Source organism: Saccharicrinis sp. GN24d3, from assembly GCF_052400645.1.
Taxonomy (GTDB): domain Bacteria; phylum Bacteroidota; class Bacteroidia; order Bacteroidales; family Marinilabiliaceae; genus Saccharicrinis.
The window spans coordinates 40,358-58,649 of record NZ_JBQTGI010000005.1 but is presented as its reverse complement, the minus strand read 5'-3'; the positions used below and the strand labels follow the sequence as shown (position 1 = coordinate 58,649).

12 protein-coding genes are annotated in these 18,292 nt (G+C 39.9%); 10 read left to right on the top strand and 2 right to left on the bottom strand.

What is annotated here, in order from left to right:
- The first annotated feature begins 3 nt into the window (after positions 1 to 3).
- The 9 genes from ACT29I_RS07600 to ACT29I_RS07560 all read left to right on the top strand — a co-directional run bounded on the left by ACT29I_RS07600 (position 4) and on the right by ACT29I_RS07560 (position 11,274).
- Positions 4 to 804 carry an enoyl-CoA hydratase-related protein gene (locus ACT29I_RS07600; RefSeq protein ID WP_430936388.1) on the top strand — a complete coding sequence of 267 codons (801 nt, stop codon included), beginning with the start codon at positions 4 to 6 and terminating at the stop codon, positions 802 to 804.
- Positions 779 to 2,758, top strand: coding sequence for an acetyl/propionyl/methylcrotonyl-CoA carboxylase subunit alpha (locus ACT29I_RS07595; RefSeq protein WP_430936386.1), 1,980 nt, complete (start codon positions 779 to 781; stop codon positions 2,756 to 2,758). The genes ACT29I_RS07600 and ACT29I_RS07595 overlap by 26 nt, the downstream gene beginning before the upstream one ends.
- Before the next feature lie 88 nt (positions 2,759 to 2,846).
- Positions 2,847 to 3,992, top strand: coding sequence for an acyl-CoA dehydrogenase family protein (locus tag ACT29I_RS07590; protein ID WP_444793118.1), 1,146 nt, complete (start codon positions 2,847 to 2,849; stop codon positions 3,990 to 3,992).
- Positions 3,993 to 4,051: 59 nt separating this feature from the next.
- Positions 4,052 to 5,038 (top strand): isopentenyl-diphosphate delta-isomerase, encoded by a 987-nt coding sequence (locus tag ACT29I_RS07585; protein WP_444793117.1) that lies wholly within the window; start codon positions 4,052 to 4,054, stop codon positions 5,036 to 5,038.
- 136 nt (positions 5,039 to 5,174) lie between these two features.
- Positions 5,175 to 6,479 carry a hydroxymethylglutaryl-CoA reductase, degradative gene (locus ACT29I_RS07580; RefSeq protein ID WP_444793116.1) on the top strand — a complete coding sequence of 435 codons (1,305 nt, stop codon included), beginning with the start codon at positions 5,175 to 5,177 and terminating at the stop codon, positions 6,477 to 6,479.
- Between the two features lie 56 nt (positions 6,480 to 6,535).
- On the top strand, positions 6,536 to 7,504 hold the full coding sequence (locus tag ACT29I_RS07575) for a GYDIA family GHMP kinase (RefSeq protein WP_430936378.1): 969 nt from the start codon (positions 6,536 to 6,538) through the stop codon (positions 7,502 to 7,504).
- Positions 7,505 to 7,525: 21 nt separating this feature from the next.
- Positions 7,526 to 8,581 carry a diphosphomevalonate decarboxylase gene (gene mvaD, locus ACT29I_RS07570; RefSeq protein ID WP_430936376.1) on the top strand — a complete coding sequence of 352 codons (1,056 nt, stop codon included), beginning with the start codon at positions 7,526 to 7,528 and terminating at the stop codon, positions 8,579 to 8,581.
- Between the two features lie 3 nt (positions 8,582 to 8,584).
- Positions 8,585 to 9,541, top strand: a complete 957-nt coding sequence (locus tag ACT29I_RS07565) for a mevalonate kinase family protein (RefSeq protein ID WP_444793115.1) — start codon at positions 8,585 to 8,587, stop codon at positions 9,539 to 9,541.
- 182 nt (positions 9,542 to 9,723) lie between these two features.
- A complete protein-coding gene (locus ACT29I_RS07560) occupies positions 9,724 to 11,274 on the top strand; it encodes a T9SS type A sorting domain-containing protein (protein ID WP_444793114.1) in 1,551 nt (516 codons plus the stop codon).
- Positions 11,275 to 11,747: 473 nt separating this feature from the next.
- Here the strand turns inward: ACT29I_RS07560 and ACT29I_RS07555 are convergent, their stop codons facing one another.
- The gene (locus ACT29I_RS07555; RefSeq protein ID WP_444793113.1) at positions 11,748 to 14,378 is read right to left on the bottom strand and encodes a valine--tRNA ligase; all 2,631 of its coding nucleotides are present in this window, start codon (positions 14,376 to 14,378) and stop codon (positions 11,748 to 11,750) included.
- 204 nt (positions 14,379 to 14,582) lie between these two features.
- On the opposite strand from ACT29I_RS07555, the gene ACT29I_RS07550 reads away from it, so the two are divergent.
- Complete coding sequence (locus ACT29I_RS07550) at positions 14,583 to 17,981, top strand: ligand-binding sensor domain-containing protein (RefSeq protein WP_444793112.1); 3,399 nt, start codon at positions 14,583 to 14,585, stop codon at positions 17,979 to 17,981.
- 52 nt (positions 17,982 to 18,033) lie between these two features.
- Here ACT29I_RS07550 and ACT29I_RS07545 read toward each other — a convergent pair whose 3' ends face one another.
- Positions 18,034 to 18,276 (bottom strand): RES domain-containing protein, encoded by a 243-nt coding sequence (locus ACT29I_RS07545; RefSeq protein WP_444793111.1) that lies wholly within the window; start codon positions 18,274 to 18,276, stop codon positions 18,034 to 18,036.
- Positions 18,277 to 18,292: the final 16 nt, after the last annotated feature.

The following is an 18,292-nucleotide window of genomic DNA, read 5'->3' as shown; positions in this document are numbered from 1 at the left end:
TCTATGGAAACTATTAAATTCTACATCGAAAATGGAATTGCTTTTTTAGGTTTAAACAGGCCCGAAAAGAAAAACGCCATCAACAAAAGAATGATTGAAGAAATTATTCAGACCCTAAACAAAAACAAAGCCAATAGAATTTTCAGGGTGTTGGTAATTTATGGAGAGGGCGATCATTTTTGTTCCGGTGCGGATCTAGAATGGATGAAAGAAGGGATAAAGCAATCAAAAACAGAAAACATTAACGATGCCAAGCTATTCAATACTTTATTCGAAACCATCCATACATTTCCTACCCCTGTCATTTGCGAGGTCAGAAAATCGGCTTTTGGCGGTGCTGTTGGACTCATGGCCTGTTCCGATATCGTGTTGTGCGAACCAGATTCAACTTTTGGTTTTCCCGAGGTGAAGCTGGGGATTATTCCTGCAACAATAGCCCCTTACATCATATCTAAAATGGGGGGTAGCAACGCCCGAAAACGGTTATTAATACCAAATCCTTTTTCCGCAAAGGAAGCACAAGCTGAAGCTCTAGTGCATTTTATTGCCGATGGCAAAACGATAAGAAAAAAAACGTTAAGCATTGCTCAAGCTGTAGCTCAAGGGGCTCCGGATGCCTTGATACAAACCAAAGCACTTATTCTTCGTCTTGAAGAAAGTGAGGATGATGAATCGGCGCTGCTCTTTTGTGCCCGTCTGATTGCCAATGCAAGGATCTCCAAGGAGGGTCAGGAAGGCGTTAAGGCATTTTTTGAAAAACGAAAACCAGCATGGAACAATGAAGAAAACATACCATCAGTTTAATAGAATTCTGATTGCCAACCGGGGCGAAATAGCCGTTAGAATTATAAAAACGGCCAAAGAAATGGACATTGAAACGGTGGCCATTTATACACAGGAGGAAAAAGATGCCCTGCATGTTGAAAAGGCCGACCTGAAAGCTTTGATGAATGGAACAACATTGGAGGAGACGTATTTGAACGCCAATCAAATTATCCATTTGGCCCAGCGGTGCCGGGTGGATGCCATTCATCCCGGTTACGGATTCCTATCGGAAAATGATAACTTCGCCGCACTCTGCGCAAAAAACGACATTGTCTTTATCGGCCCCAAAGCGCATCATATTAAAATGATGGGCAATAAAGACGAGGCCAATAAAATTGCAGCTACTTGCAAAATCCCCTTACTAAAAAAAATCACCGGCAGTGTACCACAAATGTTAAGCGAAGCCAAATCATTGAAACTGCCTGTGATTATTAAAGCCGCCGCAGGAGGTGGTGGCAAAGGCATGCGTGTAGTCTACAAACACAACGATCTGGAAAGCGAAATTGTACGGGCCGGATCCGAAGCGCAAAGGTATTTTGGTAATCCATCGGTTTACGTTGAAGAATATATAGAGCACCCCAGGCACATTGAAGTACAGATACTGGCCGACAACTATGGAAACACAATTCATTTATTCGAACGGGAATGCTCTATTCAACGACGCCACCAAAAAGTGATTGAGGAAACGCCGGCGCCCAATTTGAATATGAAAATTAAAATGAAAATAATTGAGGATGCCCTAAAACTTGCCAAACATATCGGATATACAAATGCAGGTACCGTAGAGTTCTTATTAACTCCGGATCAAAAGCACTATTTCCTGGAGATGAATACCCGTATCCAGGTTGAACATCCGGTAACCGAGGAAATAACCGGAATAGACATTGTCAAAGAACAAATTATGATTGCATCCGGCATGCCGATCACTTACCAGCAAAGTGAAATTAAGCCTTGCGGACATGCCATTGAGGCACGAATTTACGCGGAAGACCCGGGAGATAACTTTACACCTTCCACCGGAAAAATAATCGGCACGCACATTCCTTCGCATCCAAATATCAGAATCGATGGTGGAGCGCAACCCGAAGAGAACCTAAACCCAAACTTTGATCCGCTGTTAAAAAAAGTGATTTCGCATGGTAAGGACCGTATGCAAGCCATCAACCAACTAATAAGCTTTTTGAACAACTATGCTTTATTTGGGGTGGAGTCAAACAGAGAATTTATTATTCAAACATTAAAAGACAAAGATTTTCAGAAAGGAAATTATTCCACTTCGTTTTTCGAGACAAAACAGGATTACCTGTTGACTCAAAAGCCTGTTTTAGGCGCTGAACTGGAAGTCATTGCCGCCTCCTTTATCATTTTAAAAAACAATGCTAAAATCTCATCAGAAAACATCTGGAAAAAACTTGGTTATTGGCGATTATCGCAACAGCACCGTATATTCTTTGATGGGTACAAAGTGGAAATTGATGTTATCGATATCGATTCCGAATCAATCCAAATTCAAATTGATCAGAAAACACCTGTTGAAATTTCTTCCATACAAATTGAACAAAACGAACTTTCATTTATTATTAACGGAAAGCCCTATTTAGTTCATTATTTGCTTGGCGACAATGGTTATTTCTACATCCAGCACAACGGACATAAAAGAATTATCAGCGATAAGCCTGAACGAATAAAACGAAATAACGAGCAAGATCATCTTGAATCCGTAAAAATACTGAAGGCGCCTATGCCGGGAAGAATCATCGATATTATGATAAAAGAAGGGGAGCAAATAAAAAAAGGGAATACCTTAATGGTATTGGAGGCCATGAAAACAGAGAACAACATGATCGCATGGAAGGATACCACCATCACAAAGATTTCAGTAGATAAGGGACAACAGGTAAATTTAAATCAACTATTATTAGAAACAGAATAAAACCAGGTCATTAGACATTAGTCATTGGTAATAGTTGAACTATGGACTAACAATAAGTGACTGATGGCCAAAAACAAATGAATATTGTATGAATCCATATTACAACGGAGAAAAAGAAGAATTAAGAAAAAAAGTAAGAGGTTTTGCGGAAGCTGAAATTAAGCCTCTTGCGCAAGAATTGGATGCCAACGAAACTTTTTCGGTTGATATAACAAAGAAAATGGGGCAACAAGGCTTATTCGGAATCGATATTCCCAAAGCATATGGTGGACAAGGCATGGATACCCTGTCGTATATTATAGCAGTAGAAGAAATAGCCAGGGTAGATGGTTCACAAGCCGCCACTTTAGCGGCACATAACTCATTAGGGGCTTCTCCCATTTATAATTTCGGTACCGAAGAACAAAAGAAATCATTGCTCCCGGACTTATTGAACGGGAATAAACTTTGGGCTTTCGGACTCACTGAAACGACCGCCGGGTCTGATGCCCGCGGTGTGGAGACCTTCGCCACAAAGATAAATGGAGGCTGGCGGATCAATGGTTCAAAAAGATATATCACCAATGGGAGCAACGAACTTATGGGAGGCATTACCGTCCTGGCTAAAACCGGCGAAAATAATGGCAAACCTACTTATTCCACTTTTATTATTAAAAGAGATACGCCGGGATTCTCCGCCAAACGTACACTGGGCAAGATGATGTGGAGAGCATCCGATACTGCCGAAATAAAATTTGACGACTGCCAGGTAAAAGATGGTGACCTGCTGGGCACCAATGACAAAGGATTGTCGCAAATGCTTAAAACATTAGATAGCGGGAGGCTTTCAATCGCAGCCATGGGATTAGGGCTGGCTCAGGGAGCTTTTGAAATGGCTTTGGCCTATGCCAAAAAGAGAGAACAATTCGGCAAAAATATTTCCGGCTTTCAGGCGGTACAGTTTAAATTGGCCGATATGGACCTAAAAATCGAACTGGCCAGAAACCTCTTGTATAAAGCTTGCTGGCTAAAAGACCATCAACAACCTTTTGGTAAGGAAGCCGCCATGGCTAAATTATATTGCAGCGAGGTAGCCGCAGAAGTATCTGACGAAGGGGTGCAGATTTTTGCTGGCGCTGGCTTATTTAAAAACCAGGATATCGAGCGTTTTTATCGCGACCACCGCATATTGCGTATCGGTGAAGGAACCACGGAAATACTCAAATTGGTTATTTCCAGAAGCCTGGGTGTGTAGCATCTATTTTTTTGACGTATATTAGATGCTTTCTCATTAAACTTTCCTTTTTTTACCCTATGGAAGACAGAAAAAAAGAACATCTTCATTTGGCTTTTGAAGCTTCGATAAGCCGAGCTCAGGCTGACCCGCGGTTTATGTATGAACCTATGTTATCGGCACATCCCAATGGCAAAGTTAAACCCTTTTCTTTTTTGGGAAAAAAAATGAACCACCCGTTCTGGATTTCCTCCATGACCGGGGGAACACAACGCGCCGGAGCCATTAATGTAAAGCTGGCAAAAGCAGCTGGTGAATTTGGACTGGGGATGGGACTGGGCTCGTGCCGGGTTCTGTTTGAGTCGGACGATTATTGGGACGATTTTAAATTACGAAGCCTTATTGGAGATGATTATCCGTTTTACGCAAACCTTGGCATCGCCCAGCTGGAGAAGTTACTGGAAAACAAGGAAAGTGAGAAAATCGACTACCTGAACCAACAACTTAAAACAGACGGCACCATTATCCATATCAATCCCTTGCAAGAAGCATTTCAACCTGAAGGGGATAAGTTGAAAAGGCCGCCCATAGAATGCATCCAGGAGCTGCTGGAACAAACTAAATCACCCATAATTGTGAAAGAAGTTGGGCAAGGAATGGGGATGGAAAGCATTAGGGCATTGTTGAAAATGAATATAGCTGCGCTTGAATTTGGAGCCTTGGGTGGAACAAACTTTACCAAGCTGGAGCAAATGCGAAGAATTGATATTTCTTCTATTTTTGAAAGTTTTACTACCGTTGGCCATACCGCTGAAGAAATGACCATGATGGTAAACCAAATTGTTGAAGAAGGAAATATCAAATGTAAACAAATCATTATCTCAGGAGGCATCAAGTCGCTTTTGGACGGATATTACCTGACAAAAATTTGCAAACTCCCGGCAGTTATTGGTATGGGATCGGCTTTTTTGAATTATGCGCTTAAAGATTATGAAGAACTTCAGGTTTTTATTCGAAACATGGTTGATGCCTGGCAACTGGCCGAAGCGTTTTTAAAGGTAAAATAGACAGTAGCTTTTAGTCGATAGCCTTTCGCAATAGACTAAATATGTAGGTTATACAAAACACTTTTAATTTAACATTATAATTACCAAGGCAACATTGAGCAAAAAGCTAATTGCCTGCAGCTAAATGCCCACAAGTATGATCCAAGGTTTTTCAAAACTCTCACAAGAAGAAAAAATAGATGTTCTATTAAAAAAATTCAACCTTCCGTCATCTATAAAGGAAGTTTTGAATTCTCACCTGCACAAAGAATTACAGGAAGTTTACAACCAGTTCTCCGAGAATACCATCAGTAATTTTTACTTGCCTTATGGCATTGCTCCAAATTTTATCATAAACGAAAAAGAATATGCCATACCCATGGCCATTGAAGAAAGTTCAGTTGTAGCGGCGGCCTCAAAAGCAGCCAAATTCTGGAGTAAGCATGGTGGGTTCAGAACCCATGTGATTTCAACTACCAAAGTAGGACAACTCTTTTTCACTACAGACTGGAAATTAAATGCGTTACAAGAATGCCTGCCCGCCCTTGAAATTGCGCTAAAGGAGAGCGTTTATGACCTTACGCAAAATATGAGCCGCAGAGGTGGTGGCATTGTCGGCATGGTTGTAAATCAGGAAACAGATGTCGATGATCGGTTTTTCAGTTTGCAAATCAGTTTTGAAACAGCGGATTCCATGGGCGCAAATTTCATTAATTCATGCCTTGAGAGAATGGGCGCTCAGCTGTGCACTATTCTGAAGGCAAAAGATAAAAATAAACAGGTAGAAATTACCATGGCCATCCTATCAAATTACACACCCGATTGTATTGTGGAGTGTACCCTTTCCTGCCCTATCGATTCTCTGAAAGCATATAGTGGCGACTATTCGCCTCAAGAATTCGCGCACCGTTTTCAACAAGCGGTTTTATTGGCCCAACACAACATCTCGCGTGCCGTAACACATAACAAGGGCATCATGAACGGCGTGGATGCTGTTGTACTGGCCACCGGTAACGATTACAGAGCCATTGAGGCAGGTGCTCATGCTTACGCAGCAAAATCGGGCAAGTATTCATCGCTCACCCAAATTAAAATTGAAGACGAAGTATTCACCTACACACTAACCCTTCCCATGGCATTGGGAACCGTAGGAGGTCTTACCAAAGTTCACCCACTGGCTAAACTGTCGTTAGCCTTATTAGCTAACCCCTCGGCACCGGAATTGATGCAAATAATCGCTGCCGCAGGTATGGCAAATAATTTTTCTGCCCTAGCGGCATTGGTGACTTCAGGAATTCAAAAAGGTCATATGAAAATGCATTTGTCAAATATTTTGTTTACTTTTAATGCTTCCGATGATGAGAAAGAAAAAGCCGAGAACTATTTCATTAGTCGCACGGTCAGTCATTCGGCGGTAAAACAGTTTCTCGAATCCGAGAGGCAGGAAAACCAAAAAAAATAATTATTAATGAAAAGAGAACACAGAAACTCTTTCTTTTCAGGAAATAGCTGATAAGTATGGGTACAGCAAATAAACCAAGACCTATTTTTTCATCCAGAGGTAACGGCAAGCTGATGTTATCAGGAGAATATCTGGTTCTGAAGGGTGCAAAAGTATTATCGGTACCTTTAAAAATAGGACAAAGTTTAAATATCTATAACTCGAATGAAAATGCGTTTACCTGGGAAGCTACTCATGCCAAAGGGAAATGGAACTCCGTTAAGTTTAACGACAAACTAACCATAACAAGTTCTACCGATGATATATTTGCCAAACAACTGCAAAAAATCCTTAGAAACGCCATCAAACTGAGTCCTCTTAACTTAAAAGATTTATTAGGAAAAAAGGCTTTAACCCACTTGGAGTTTTTGCCGGAATGGGGATTGGGAAGCAGCTCTACCTTGTTGCATAACCTGTCTGATTTTTTTAGGATTGATGCCTACAAATTGCTCAAAACAACTTTTAAAGGATCGGGTTATGACTTGGCCAATGCAGCTCACCAAATGCCAATTTTCTTTTTATTGGTGAATGAAAAACCCAAAAGTGTTGAAATCAACTTTAACCCTGTTTTTAAAAATAACATATACTTTATTTATACTGGAAAGAAACAAAGCTCGAAAGCCTCCATCAAAGGTTTTTACAAAAAAAACATATCCCCGGACGACATAAGTCAAATAAGCGCGATATCCACTTACATGGCTGTTTGTACCAATTTATCTGATTTTCAGGAACTCATGGATGAACACGAAGAGATAATTGGAAGAATAATAGACAAAACCCCGGTTAAGCAAGAACATTTTAGCGATTTTGATGGTTCTATCAAATCATTGGGAGCTTGGGGAGGCGATTTTGTTATGGTGGCAAGTAATCAATCTGAAGAATATGTTTTAGATTACTTTCACGGTAAAAAGTTAAAAGTCATGTTTCGATACAGAGACTTGGTTTTAAATGATCCATGTATGGAATGCCAGACTAAATGCTATTAAGCTCTCGTATATAAATCCATTATGACAATACCTGAGCCACATCACTCAAATGTAGAGGGAAGCGTTCATTTCACAAGCCCTTCTAACATTGCCATAGTTAAATATTGGGGGAAAAGGGATATTCAAATCCCAATAAATCCGTCCGTTAGTTTTAGCTTAAAGCACTCCATCACAGATACCTCGATCCACTACCGCTTTATTCCCGATCAAAACAATATCTCCTTTAATTTTATGTTTGAAGGAAGTAAAAACATGACTTTTGAAAAAAAATTAGTAGTATTCTTCGATCGTATAAGTGAGACGTTTCCCTGGTTGTTGACATGCCACCTTACCATAGAAAGCAGAAACACTTTCCCCCACTCATCGGGAATAGCTTCTTCCGCCAGTAGCTATGCAGCCCTGGCATTATGTTTAAGCAAGATTCACTTTCAAATAACCGGCGAAACGATTTCAACAGAACACATATCCAATGTTGCACGTCTGGGTTCGGGCAGTGCATGCCGATCGGTATTTGGCGGCTGGAATTCCTGGGGCGAATCGAAGATAAGCAACAGCAGCAATATGTACGCAGTTCACCTGCATGGAGATATACATCCTTCCTTTAAAAACATTCAGGATACCATCCTAATCGTAAGTAAGGATAAAAAAACGGTTAGCAGCTCTGTTGGTCACGAACTAATGGATGTCCACCCTTATAAAAATGGAAGAATACAGCAGGCCTGCAACAACACCAATAATCTGCTCCAAATTCTTAAATCCGGCGATTGGGATGCGTTTGCCGCCTTAGCCGAGTCAGAGGCCTTGAGCCTTCATGCTTTGATGATGAGTTCAGCTCCGGGATACACCTTGCTTTTACCTAACTCCCTTTCTATTGTTCAACATATCCGATTATTTCGTGAACAAAATAACATCCCGGTCTGTTTCACCATCGATGCCGGCCCAAACATTCATGTTTTGTATCCGGCTGCGAACAAAAAACAGGTTCAGGAGTTTATTCTCCGTAATTTGATGCAATATTGTGTTCAACAAAATTTAATACACGATGAGTTGGGCGATGGACCAGCAGAAATAACTTAATCAATGTCTATAAACAACAAAAACAGCATTTTTTATTCTAAGGTTCTTCTTTTTGGAGAATACTCCATTCTGTTCGACTCCAACGGATTAACCATACCATATGCACATTTTAACGGAACGCTTAATTTCATTAATTCAACTAGCTATACCGATTTGGATTTCGCAAAAAAATCGAACCAACAGCTAATAAAATACTCAGCATACCTGCAACAATATGCCTCAGATCTGGTAGATGTGGATAAAATACATGCTGATATTGAAAAAGGATTATATTTTGAATCCTCAATCCCAGAAGGTTATGGTTTGGGCAGTAGCGGTGCTTTGGTAGCTGCATTCTATAAAAAGTATGGTAAAAACCCGATTGAAGCCAAAGCGGGCCTCTCAAATAATGAAACACAGGAACTTAAAAAAATATTTGCCAGACTGGAATCTTATTTCCACGGTAAAAGTTCCGGTATCGACCCGTTAATTTGCTATCTCAAATACCCTCTTTTTATTAAAGACCAAAAGAATATTTCTTCGATAGGTATATCCCGCGAAAATATAAAATCGGATGATGCCGTTTTTATTGTCAATACCAAACAAACCGGCAAAACAGGTCCTCTGGTAGATTTATTCATGACCAAATGCTTAAATACCAAATATATAGATAGGATTAAAAAAGATTTAATACCAACCACCAACAAATGTATACATTCTTTATTATCAGGTGATTTAAACAGTTTCTACACACATTTGAAACAGCTCTCAAAATTCCAGTTTCAATACCTGAAAGAAATGATTCCCGACGAATTCTTAAAACACTGGGAAGAAGGAATCAATAAAAACCACTACTTGTTAAAACTCTGTGGCTCCGGAGGCGGAGGATATCTGCTGGGCTTTACCAGGAATTTTAGCAAAGTAAAAAAAGAGCTGGCGGAACAAGGGCTGGAAGTAATACCCGTTTATCAGGAGTTTTAGCTTGAAAAATGAGTGGTGTTGTGCCAATGAAGATGACATATATGCTTGTACCTTAATCAGGCAGTTCTAACAAAATACGAATAATGTTGATTGTTAGAATTTTACACACACACTAAACCATACCCTTTTAATAGTTGTTTTGCATTGGTAACCAAAAAGTAAAATCACCTAAAACAGTTATTATGAAAACAACTTTTACTCTCCTTTTAATTTTTGCACTCACTCTTTCCTTATCCGCAAAAAAGCATCCGTTTAAATCAAACCTTACACAGATAAAAAACACAGAAAACCCAACCCTCAAAGCGGGACATTTAGAATTTCAACCGAGCTCTATTGTAAATGAAACCTGGGAAGATGGTAGCTGGGGTTCACCCCGAACTGTCAGCTACCAATACGATTCCCGAGGAAATGTTACCAAAATCACAACACCGGAAACCCAAACCACGCATGCTTATGACACCGATGACAATATTATAGAAACTATTCTTGAACTATACGACAGTGGATCTGGTAGTTATATAAACAGCACAAAAACAGATTTCCAGTTTAACGATAGAGACTTTAATTACGAAACTACCTATTCAACCTGGGTTGGAAACGACTGGATAGTGACGGGAGGCAACAGAACTGTCAGAGAATATGACACAATGGGTAACATTGCCAGTGAGCTTTATTACTATTATCAGACCTCTGTAGGTTGGATAGAGAATGGCGGTGAAAAATGGGACAGGACATACAACGGTGACCTGTTGACCATTGAGATATATTATAACCGTACTGCTGGTGCGTGGATTGAAGAAACAAAAAATGAGTATTTTTATGATGCACAAAATCGACCAAACCTGGCATATGAATATGAGCATGATGGTAATGATTTTGTATTTGTAGGTAGGTACATTGATGTTGTTTGGTTCTATTGGGACAATATTTTGGGCGTCGACGGCAGTTACCCTACCAGTTATACTTATCAAACGTACAATGGAAGCGGAGACGTAAATGACGACAACAACTACACCAATGCAGAAAAACAAGAGGGTTCATATCCGGACGGACATGGTAACGGTTTACCTCCTACCATTATTGATACCTACTTGATTTGGGAAAACAACAGTTGGGTAAATACCGAAAGGGAAACGAGTATTGTAAACGAGGGGTTTAACAGCTATAAGGAAGAGGAATGGGATGGGTCGCAATGGAATGAAACTTCTTATTTCGAAACCGAAATAACACCTACCTCCGTTGTTACCTTATCACGGTTATATGTTCTCGGAACACTAGCCTCGGTTGACAGAACAACTACTACTTTGAATTCCTTTAGTCATATCACAGAAACCAAAATTGAAAATCAACAGGGAAACAACTGGATACAAACTTCAGGCAACCAATTGGACATTACCTATGAAGGTGCATCTGCCAAAATGCAGGTACGTATCACTAAAAATTGGACAGGTTCGATGTATGAAAATATGTTGAAAGAAACATTTAATTATATTCCAACAAGTATTGCTATAAATAATTCAGGAGCCGCTTCGGTGTACCCAACAGCATTTAGTGCTGCAATCAATATTGAAACGGAAGAAAATGGATTTGCAACATTTTATAATCTAACCGGTTCTGTTGCTTTGCAAAAAGCAATCTACGCTGGTGAAAATTCCATATCAACTGCTGAGTTATCGACCGGTTATTATATATTAAAAGTGAACGGCGAGGTGTTTAAGGTAGTGAAGAAATAATTTTACGCAAAGAATTGGAGTGCAGTGCTTTTATCAATCCCCCTGATTAATTAATTCTAGAATAAGTACTCATGGTTAAACTACTTTACTTCAACAATTGAAAAAGGAAGCAACGGTTAAATAACCAAAGCTCCAAAACTTGAAAAGTCATGCCATGGTTGTTTAACCATGCGTTCCCCGACAATAATTTGGGCTTTGGTTAAACCCCCACGGCTCCCATTATTAAAAAGGGAGGCTTTGGTTAAACCTCCACGCCTTCCCTAAGCGAAAAGGAGGCTTTGGAGGTATCTACAAACGTTCCCTGAAGAAAAAGAAGCTGGTGAAGGTAACTTCATACTGTATATTTCACCTTTTCCAAAGTTTTAAACCTTGGAAAAGATTAGCGACCAACAAAAAACGCCGCAAAATGCGGCGTTTTTTCTATTATCCCAGCCTGTCGACTGACAGGTATTATCTCAATGCCTATTGTCTGCTCAAGACTTTTTCAAGCTGGCAATGCTTTCCTCCAAAGCTTTTATCTTGGCTTCTGCATCTGCTTGTTTTTGTTTTTCGATGGCCACTACTTTTTCGGGTGCATTATTTACAAAACGATCATTGCCTAATTTTTTAGTAACAGAAACTAAAAAGCCTTTATTGTATTTTAAGTCAGCCTCTAAACGTGCTATCTCTGCTTCCACATCGATCAAGTCGCCCATCGGAATAAAATACTCGTTGGCTTTAACCATAAAGGATAAAGCTCCGTTTACTTTTTCACTTACAAAAGTCAATTCCTCAGCGTTTGCCAGCTTAGATAAAACAGCATCAAAAGTTCTATCGTAGTTCCCTGTATTATCCAAAATACTCAAAGCGATGGAATCTTTGTTCGGAATATTTTTTTGCTTACGGATATTTCTTACACCACCAACGGCTTCTTGCGTTAACTCAAAACTTGCCAGTAGTTTTTTATCTATTTCTCCGGCCACCGGCATATTCGATACCATAACACTTTCACCTTCTTTTCTTTCTTCCAACAATTGCCATATTTCTTCTGATATAAACGGCATAAAAGGGTGAAGCAACCTTAATATCTTATCAAAATACTCGATCGTCGCCTTGTAGGTTGCACCATCAATCGGTTGCTGATAGCCTGGCTTAACAATCTCCAGATACCACGATGAGAAATCGTCCCGGAACAAAGTATAAACTGCCATCAATGCATCCGAAATACGGAACTTACTAAAGTGGTCATCAACCAAAGTTATCGTTTGGTTTAATTTGTGGGCAAACCATTCAATTCCTTTGGCAGCACTTTCCGGTTGAGGCAGTAATTCATTAACCTCCCATCCTTTGACCAAACGGAAAGCATTCCATATTTTATTGGAGAAATTACGTCCTTGCTCCGTTAGGCTCTCGTCAAATAGCAAGTCGCCACCGGCAGGAGAGCAAAGCAACATACCTACACGAACACCGTCGGCACCAAACTTGGCAATCAAATCCAACGGATCGGGCGAGTTGCCCAGCTGTTTACTCATCTTACGACCTTGCTTGTCGCGAACCATCCCTGTGAAATACACGTTTTTAAACGGGAAGGTTCCTTTAAACTCGTAACCGGCCATAATCATACGTGCCACCCAGAAAAAGATAATATCATGACCTGTAACCAAATCGCTGGTTGGGTAATAATAATCAATCTCCTTCTTTTCCGGGTTAAATCCGTCAAATACAGAAATTGGCCATAACCATGACGAAGCCCAGGTATCCAACACGTCTTCTTCTTGCTTCAAATCGGAAATTGTTAATAATTTATTTCCAGATTTTTCTTGTGCCAACCGAACCGCGTCTTCAGCGCTTTTGGCAACAACAAAATCACCGTTATCCAAATAGTAAACCGGAATTCTATGTCCCCAATACAATTGACGGGAAATACACCAATCTTTCACGTTTTCCATCCAATGACGGTAAACATTCTTGAACTTGGCTGGGTGAAACTGAACCTCATCGGTCATCACAGCATCCAGTGCAACTTTGGCCATATGGTTCATTTTCAAGAACCACTGCGTAGAAAGTTTAGGCTCAATCACAGCTCCGGTTCTTTCGGAACAACCCACTTTGTTATCGTAATCTTCTACTTTTAATAAATTGCCTGCTGTTTGCAGTTCAGGTATGATTTCATCACGTACCACAAAGCGATCCTTACCCACAAACATTTGAGCAGCCTCGCTCAAGGTACCATCATCGTTTAAAATATCAACGCTTTCCAGGTTATGACGCATCCCGATTTCGTAGTCATTTAAATCGTGAGCCGGCGTAATTTTTAAACAACCGGTACCGAATTCCATATCTACATAGTCGTCCTCAATAATTGGAATAGAACGGTTGATCAATGGCACCAAAACTCTTTTACCTTTCAAATGCTTAAAACGTTCGTCATTGGGATTGATACAAACCGCAGTATCACCCAATATGGTTTCCGGTCGCGTAGTGGCAATAGTTACATGCCCGTCCTCGCCATCAATTTTATAAAGCAGATAGTATAATTTCGAGTGAACCTCTTTGTAAACCACTTCTTCGTCAGAAACGGCAGTCAAAGCATCAGGATCCCAGTTTACCATGCGAACCCCACGGTAAACCAATCCTTTCTCGTAAAGCTTCACAAACGTGTCGATAACTGCTTCGGTGCGGGTTTCATCCAATGTAAAGCAAGTCCTGTCCCAATCGCACGATGCGCCCAGTTTTTTCAGCTGTTCAAGGATGATGCCTCCATGTTTGTCGGTCCAGTCCCACGCATGTTTTAAAAACTCATCACGTGTAAGGTCCGACTTATCGACACCTTCGCTTTTAAGTTTGTTCACCACTTTTGCCTCCGTAGCAATTGAAGCATGGTCGGTACCGGGAACCCAGCAAGCATTTTTGCCCATCATACGGGCACGACGCACCAAAATATCCTGAATGGTATTGTTGAGCATATGTCCCATATGCAACATTCCTGTAACGTTAGGCGGTGGTATGACGACAGTATATGGCTCTCTTTCATCCGGCTCGGAATGAAAATATTTTTGATCCATCCAATACTTATACCACTTGTCCTCCGTGTCGGCAGGATTGTACGTACTTGCTAATTCCATGTTTGTTTTATTAGATTTTTAGATAAAAGATATGAGATTAGAGACTAATCTACACAGTCAAAATCTGTTAAATACTTTATCTAATTTATTTGCTTTAATTAATTAAGCTGCAAAAATAAAAAAAAATAGTAAGCCCATGCAATCTATTCATTTTTCCTTATCTTCATATACGCATTGTTTCTGTCCTATTAATTCCCCAGCAAAATGAAACAAACAATAGTTTTAGTTCTGCTTGTTGCACTCCCTGTAATTTCGTTTTCAAAGAACAAGGCAGTACGCTTTCAAAAGCTGACCATAGCTGACGGACTTTCGTTAAGTTCGGTATATTGTGTGCACAGGGATTCGAAAGGATACATGTGGTTTGGAACAGAAGATGGACTTAACAGGTACGATGGATATCGATTTAAAGTATTTCGCACAAATGTAAAAGAATCCAATAGCATCTGTTACAAATGGATTGAACATATCTACGAGGATTCAAGCGGAAATCTTTGGTTTGGTTCAAAAGCTGGGTTATCTAAATTTAATCCCCAAAAAGAACACTTTACCAACTTCAGCTCCTCGTCTACACAACCGAACAAGTTAACCCAAGATACCATCACTTGCCTATTACAGGTTTCCGATAGTTTATTGCTGACAGGAACAACAAATGGAATACATCAAATCAATATAAACTCTCACCAAGTCCAGTCCTCTTCAATAGTAGAAGGGCGGATCAACCAGATAAAATTATCGGATAATGACGAAGCCTGGATATGCACAAACAAAGGTTTATATCGTTTTTCCTCAAAACAAAACACCTATACGCAGGAATTGCCAACTTCCGTTAATACTCCATTGCCCGTTAATGCAATGTTGCAACAAGAAAACACATTATGGCTGGCAGGAGCGCAGAAGTTATATCGATATGACTTGGAAACACAATCCTTAAAAACGTCCCATATATTATCGCAAGCTTTTACCAACGAAAATATTGAATCCATTGTTGCGGATAAACATAACCGGTTTTGGATTAGCACTAACCAGGGGCTATATTTATACCATGTACAATCCGACCAATCACAACTTTTAATAGGAACCACCAACAACACCAACAGCCTGTCTATTAATACACAAAAGCCCTTAACCTTTGATAGTAACGGTATCTTGTGGTTTGGTACGCATGGTGATGGGCTATATCTCATCTATCCCGATTTACAAATAAGACAACACAAATACAATCCTATAGAGGTAACAGGCATAAGCCAAAATGCCATCAACTGCATTTACAATGATACTGTATCCGGGAATATATGGCTAGGGACGTTTGGTGCCGGTTTAAACATGTTTAATGCATTTGCGAACAAATTTGATATTTTAAAACACAATCCCCTTGATCCCAACAGCCTTTCCAGCGATTTTATTTGGTCGATACAAGAAGATAAAGATGGATCGCTATGGATAGGAACCAACGACAAGGGCATTAGCCATTATTATCCTTCGGAAGACAAATTCGAGTTTTTCGATGATCATCCTCAATCCAAAGGAAGTTTGTCTAACACCTCAGTAAGAGAGATTTTTCAGGATAGCCAAGGCTCTATTTGGATAGGAACGGATGGAGGAGGTTTGAATCGATATAACGCATCATCACGTGACTTTAAAGTCTATAAGAACACGGAAAACAATCCCTATTCTATTTCCGACAATTCTGTACGTGTAGTTTATGAAGATAATAAGGGTCAATTATGGATAGGCACAAAAAACGGTTTGAATAAATTTAATCGGTTAACTCAAAGATTTACCCGCTACCTGAACGATGAATCAGATCCTGCATCCATTTCGAACAACTTTGTATACTCTGCGATATTGGAAGATAAAAGCGGATTTTTATGGATCGGCACGTACGGTGGAGGTCTAAACCGGATGGATACGCAGAATGAAACCTTTAAAGCATATACCACCCATAACAATCATGGGAAATCGCTAAGCAATGATATTGTTTTTTCCCTGTTTGAAGATGATACAGGTTTGATTTGGATAGGAACAAACCAAGGACTCAGCGTACTAAACCCATCCAACGATTCCATACGCATCTTTAGTTTGGATGATGGATTGCCCAATGAAGTGATATATGGAATTTTACCAGATGACAACGGCCTTCTTTGGCTTAGCACAAATCGTGGAATCAGCTGTTTTAATCCCAAAAATGAATCCTTTACAAATTACGATGTAAACGATGGATTACAAAGCAATGAATTTAATGGCGGTGCGTTCCATAGAGGGAATAGTGGGCGGCTTTATTTTGGTGGAGTTTACGGGCTAAACATGATAGATCCAGACCAAATGAGTAAAAATAAATATTGTAACCCGACCATAATAACATCGCTGGAAGTATTGGGGCAACCTGTCAAAATTAACAAAGCAGGCAACATCGGTGATCATAAAATTTCGTTGATTAACGAACAACTCCAAATGGATCGGCATATCACTTATACAAGTGAAGTTGTTCTGGATTATTCCCACAGGTTTTTTTCTTTGGAATTTTCGGGTCTCAACCACCTTCTCCCGGAGAAGACTAAATACAAGTACCAAATGTACCCAATAGATAAATATTGGCGCGAAGCAGGAAACAGAAACTATGTTTCGTATGCCAACATTGAACCAGGTAATTATTTATTTAAAGTTAAGGCGTCTAATCCGGAAGGATTATGGCCAGATGAAGCAACTGAATTGAGAATTACCGTTCAGCCACCATTCTGGCTTACGTATTGGTTTATAACCATTGAAATATTATTTGTGTTGTTGATGATTGTTTTTGTCCACCGATTCCTCATCAAGATAAAATTGAACAAAGCGCTGAAGATCCAAAATAAAAGAATTAAAACCGTTAACCTTAAATTAAAAGAATCCGAGAACAGTCTAAAGAGAACGAACGCAGCCAAAGACCGGTTCTTTTCGATTATATCACATGACCTAAAAAACCCCTTTGCAAGTCTAATGTCAATCAGCGAAGTACTGGCCAATCATTACGATGAGTCGGATGAAGAAGATCGCAAGATGTGTGTTGCCAGAATCAACGCTTCGCTAAAAAATGTTTATTCTTTATTGGAAAACCTGCTTACCTGGTCAAGGTCGCAGCGAGGCGTTATCGAATTCAAGAAATCAACTTTTAACCTTTCTAACCTCATTACCGAAAACATCAACTTAAACCTGGTCACCAGTCAAAAGAAAAACATCACTTTAAAAGCCGAGAACATTAATAGTCATATGGCCTACGGCGATAGGGATACCATAAATACCATTATCAGAAACCTTACCGCCAATGCCTTAAAATATACTAAACCCGGAGGAACGGTAAATCTAACAATAACGGACCACAATGGTACGCATTGGAAAATATCGGTGATAGATACTGGTTTGGGAATAAGCAAGGATAACCTGACCAGATTGTTTTCGATAGACCAAAAAGTAAAAACCGATGGTACATCAGGCGAAAAGGGAACCGGCTTGGGTTTGATCATCTGCAAAGAGTTTGCCGAGAAAAATGACGGAACCATTGGTGTCAGCAGTGAAATAGGAAAGGGTTCTACTTTTTGGTTTACCGTTCCCAAAGCACCTCCATAATAGAAAACGACATGTTTACTAGCGCATTAATTGAGATAACGATTACCACAGGTTAAAACAATCGCTTATCCCATATATATTCTTCGGAGCGCACCAATTTTGCTCTTCCGGGATATAAGGGACACCCTGTGTTGATGACATAGTTATATCGGTTCGGCACAAGCGCAGAAGGTACCTTAAGCATTAATAACGCTTTATTCTCGTACCAATCCAAGCCCATTTCCTGAAGAATGGCATAAGAAGCCTGTTTATGACGGTTGGCGGGTGGTTTCTTCGCTAGTAGTTGCCTGTGCATCTTAATAAAACATATT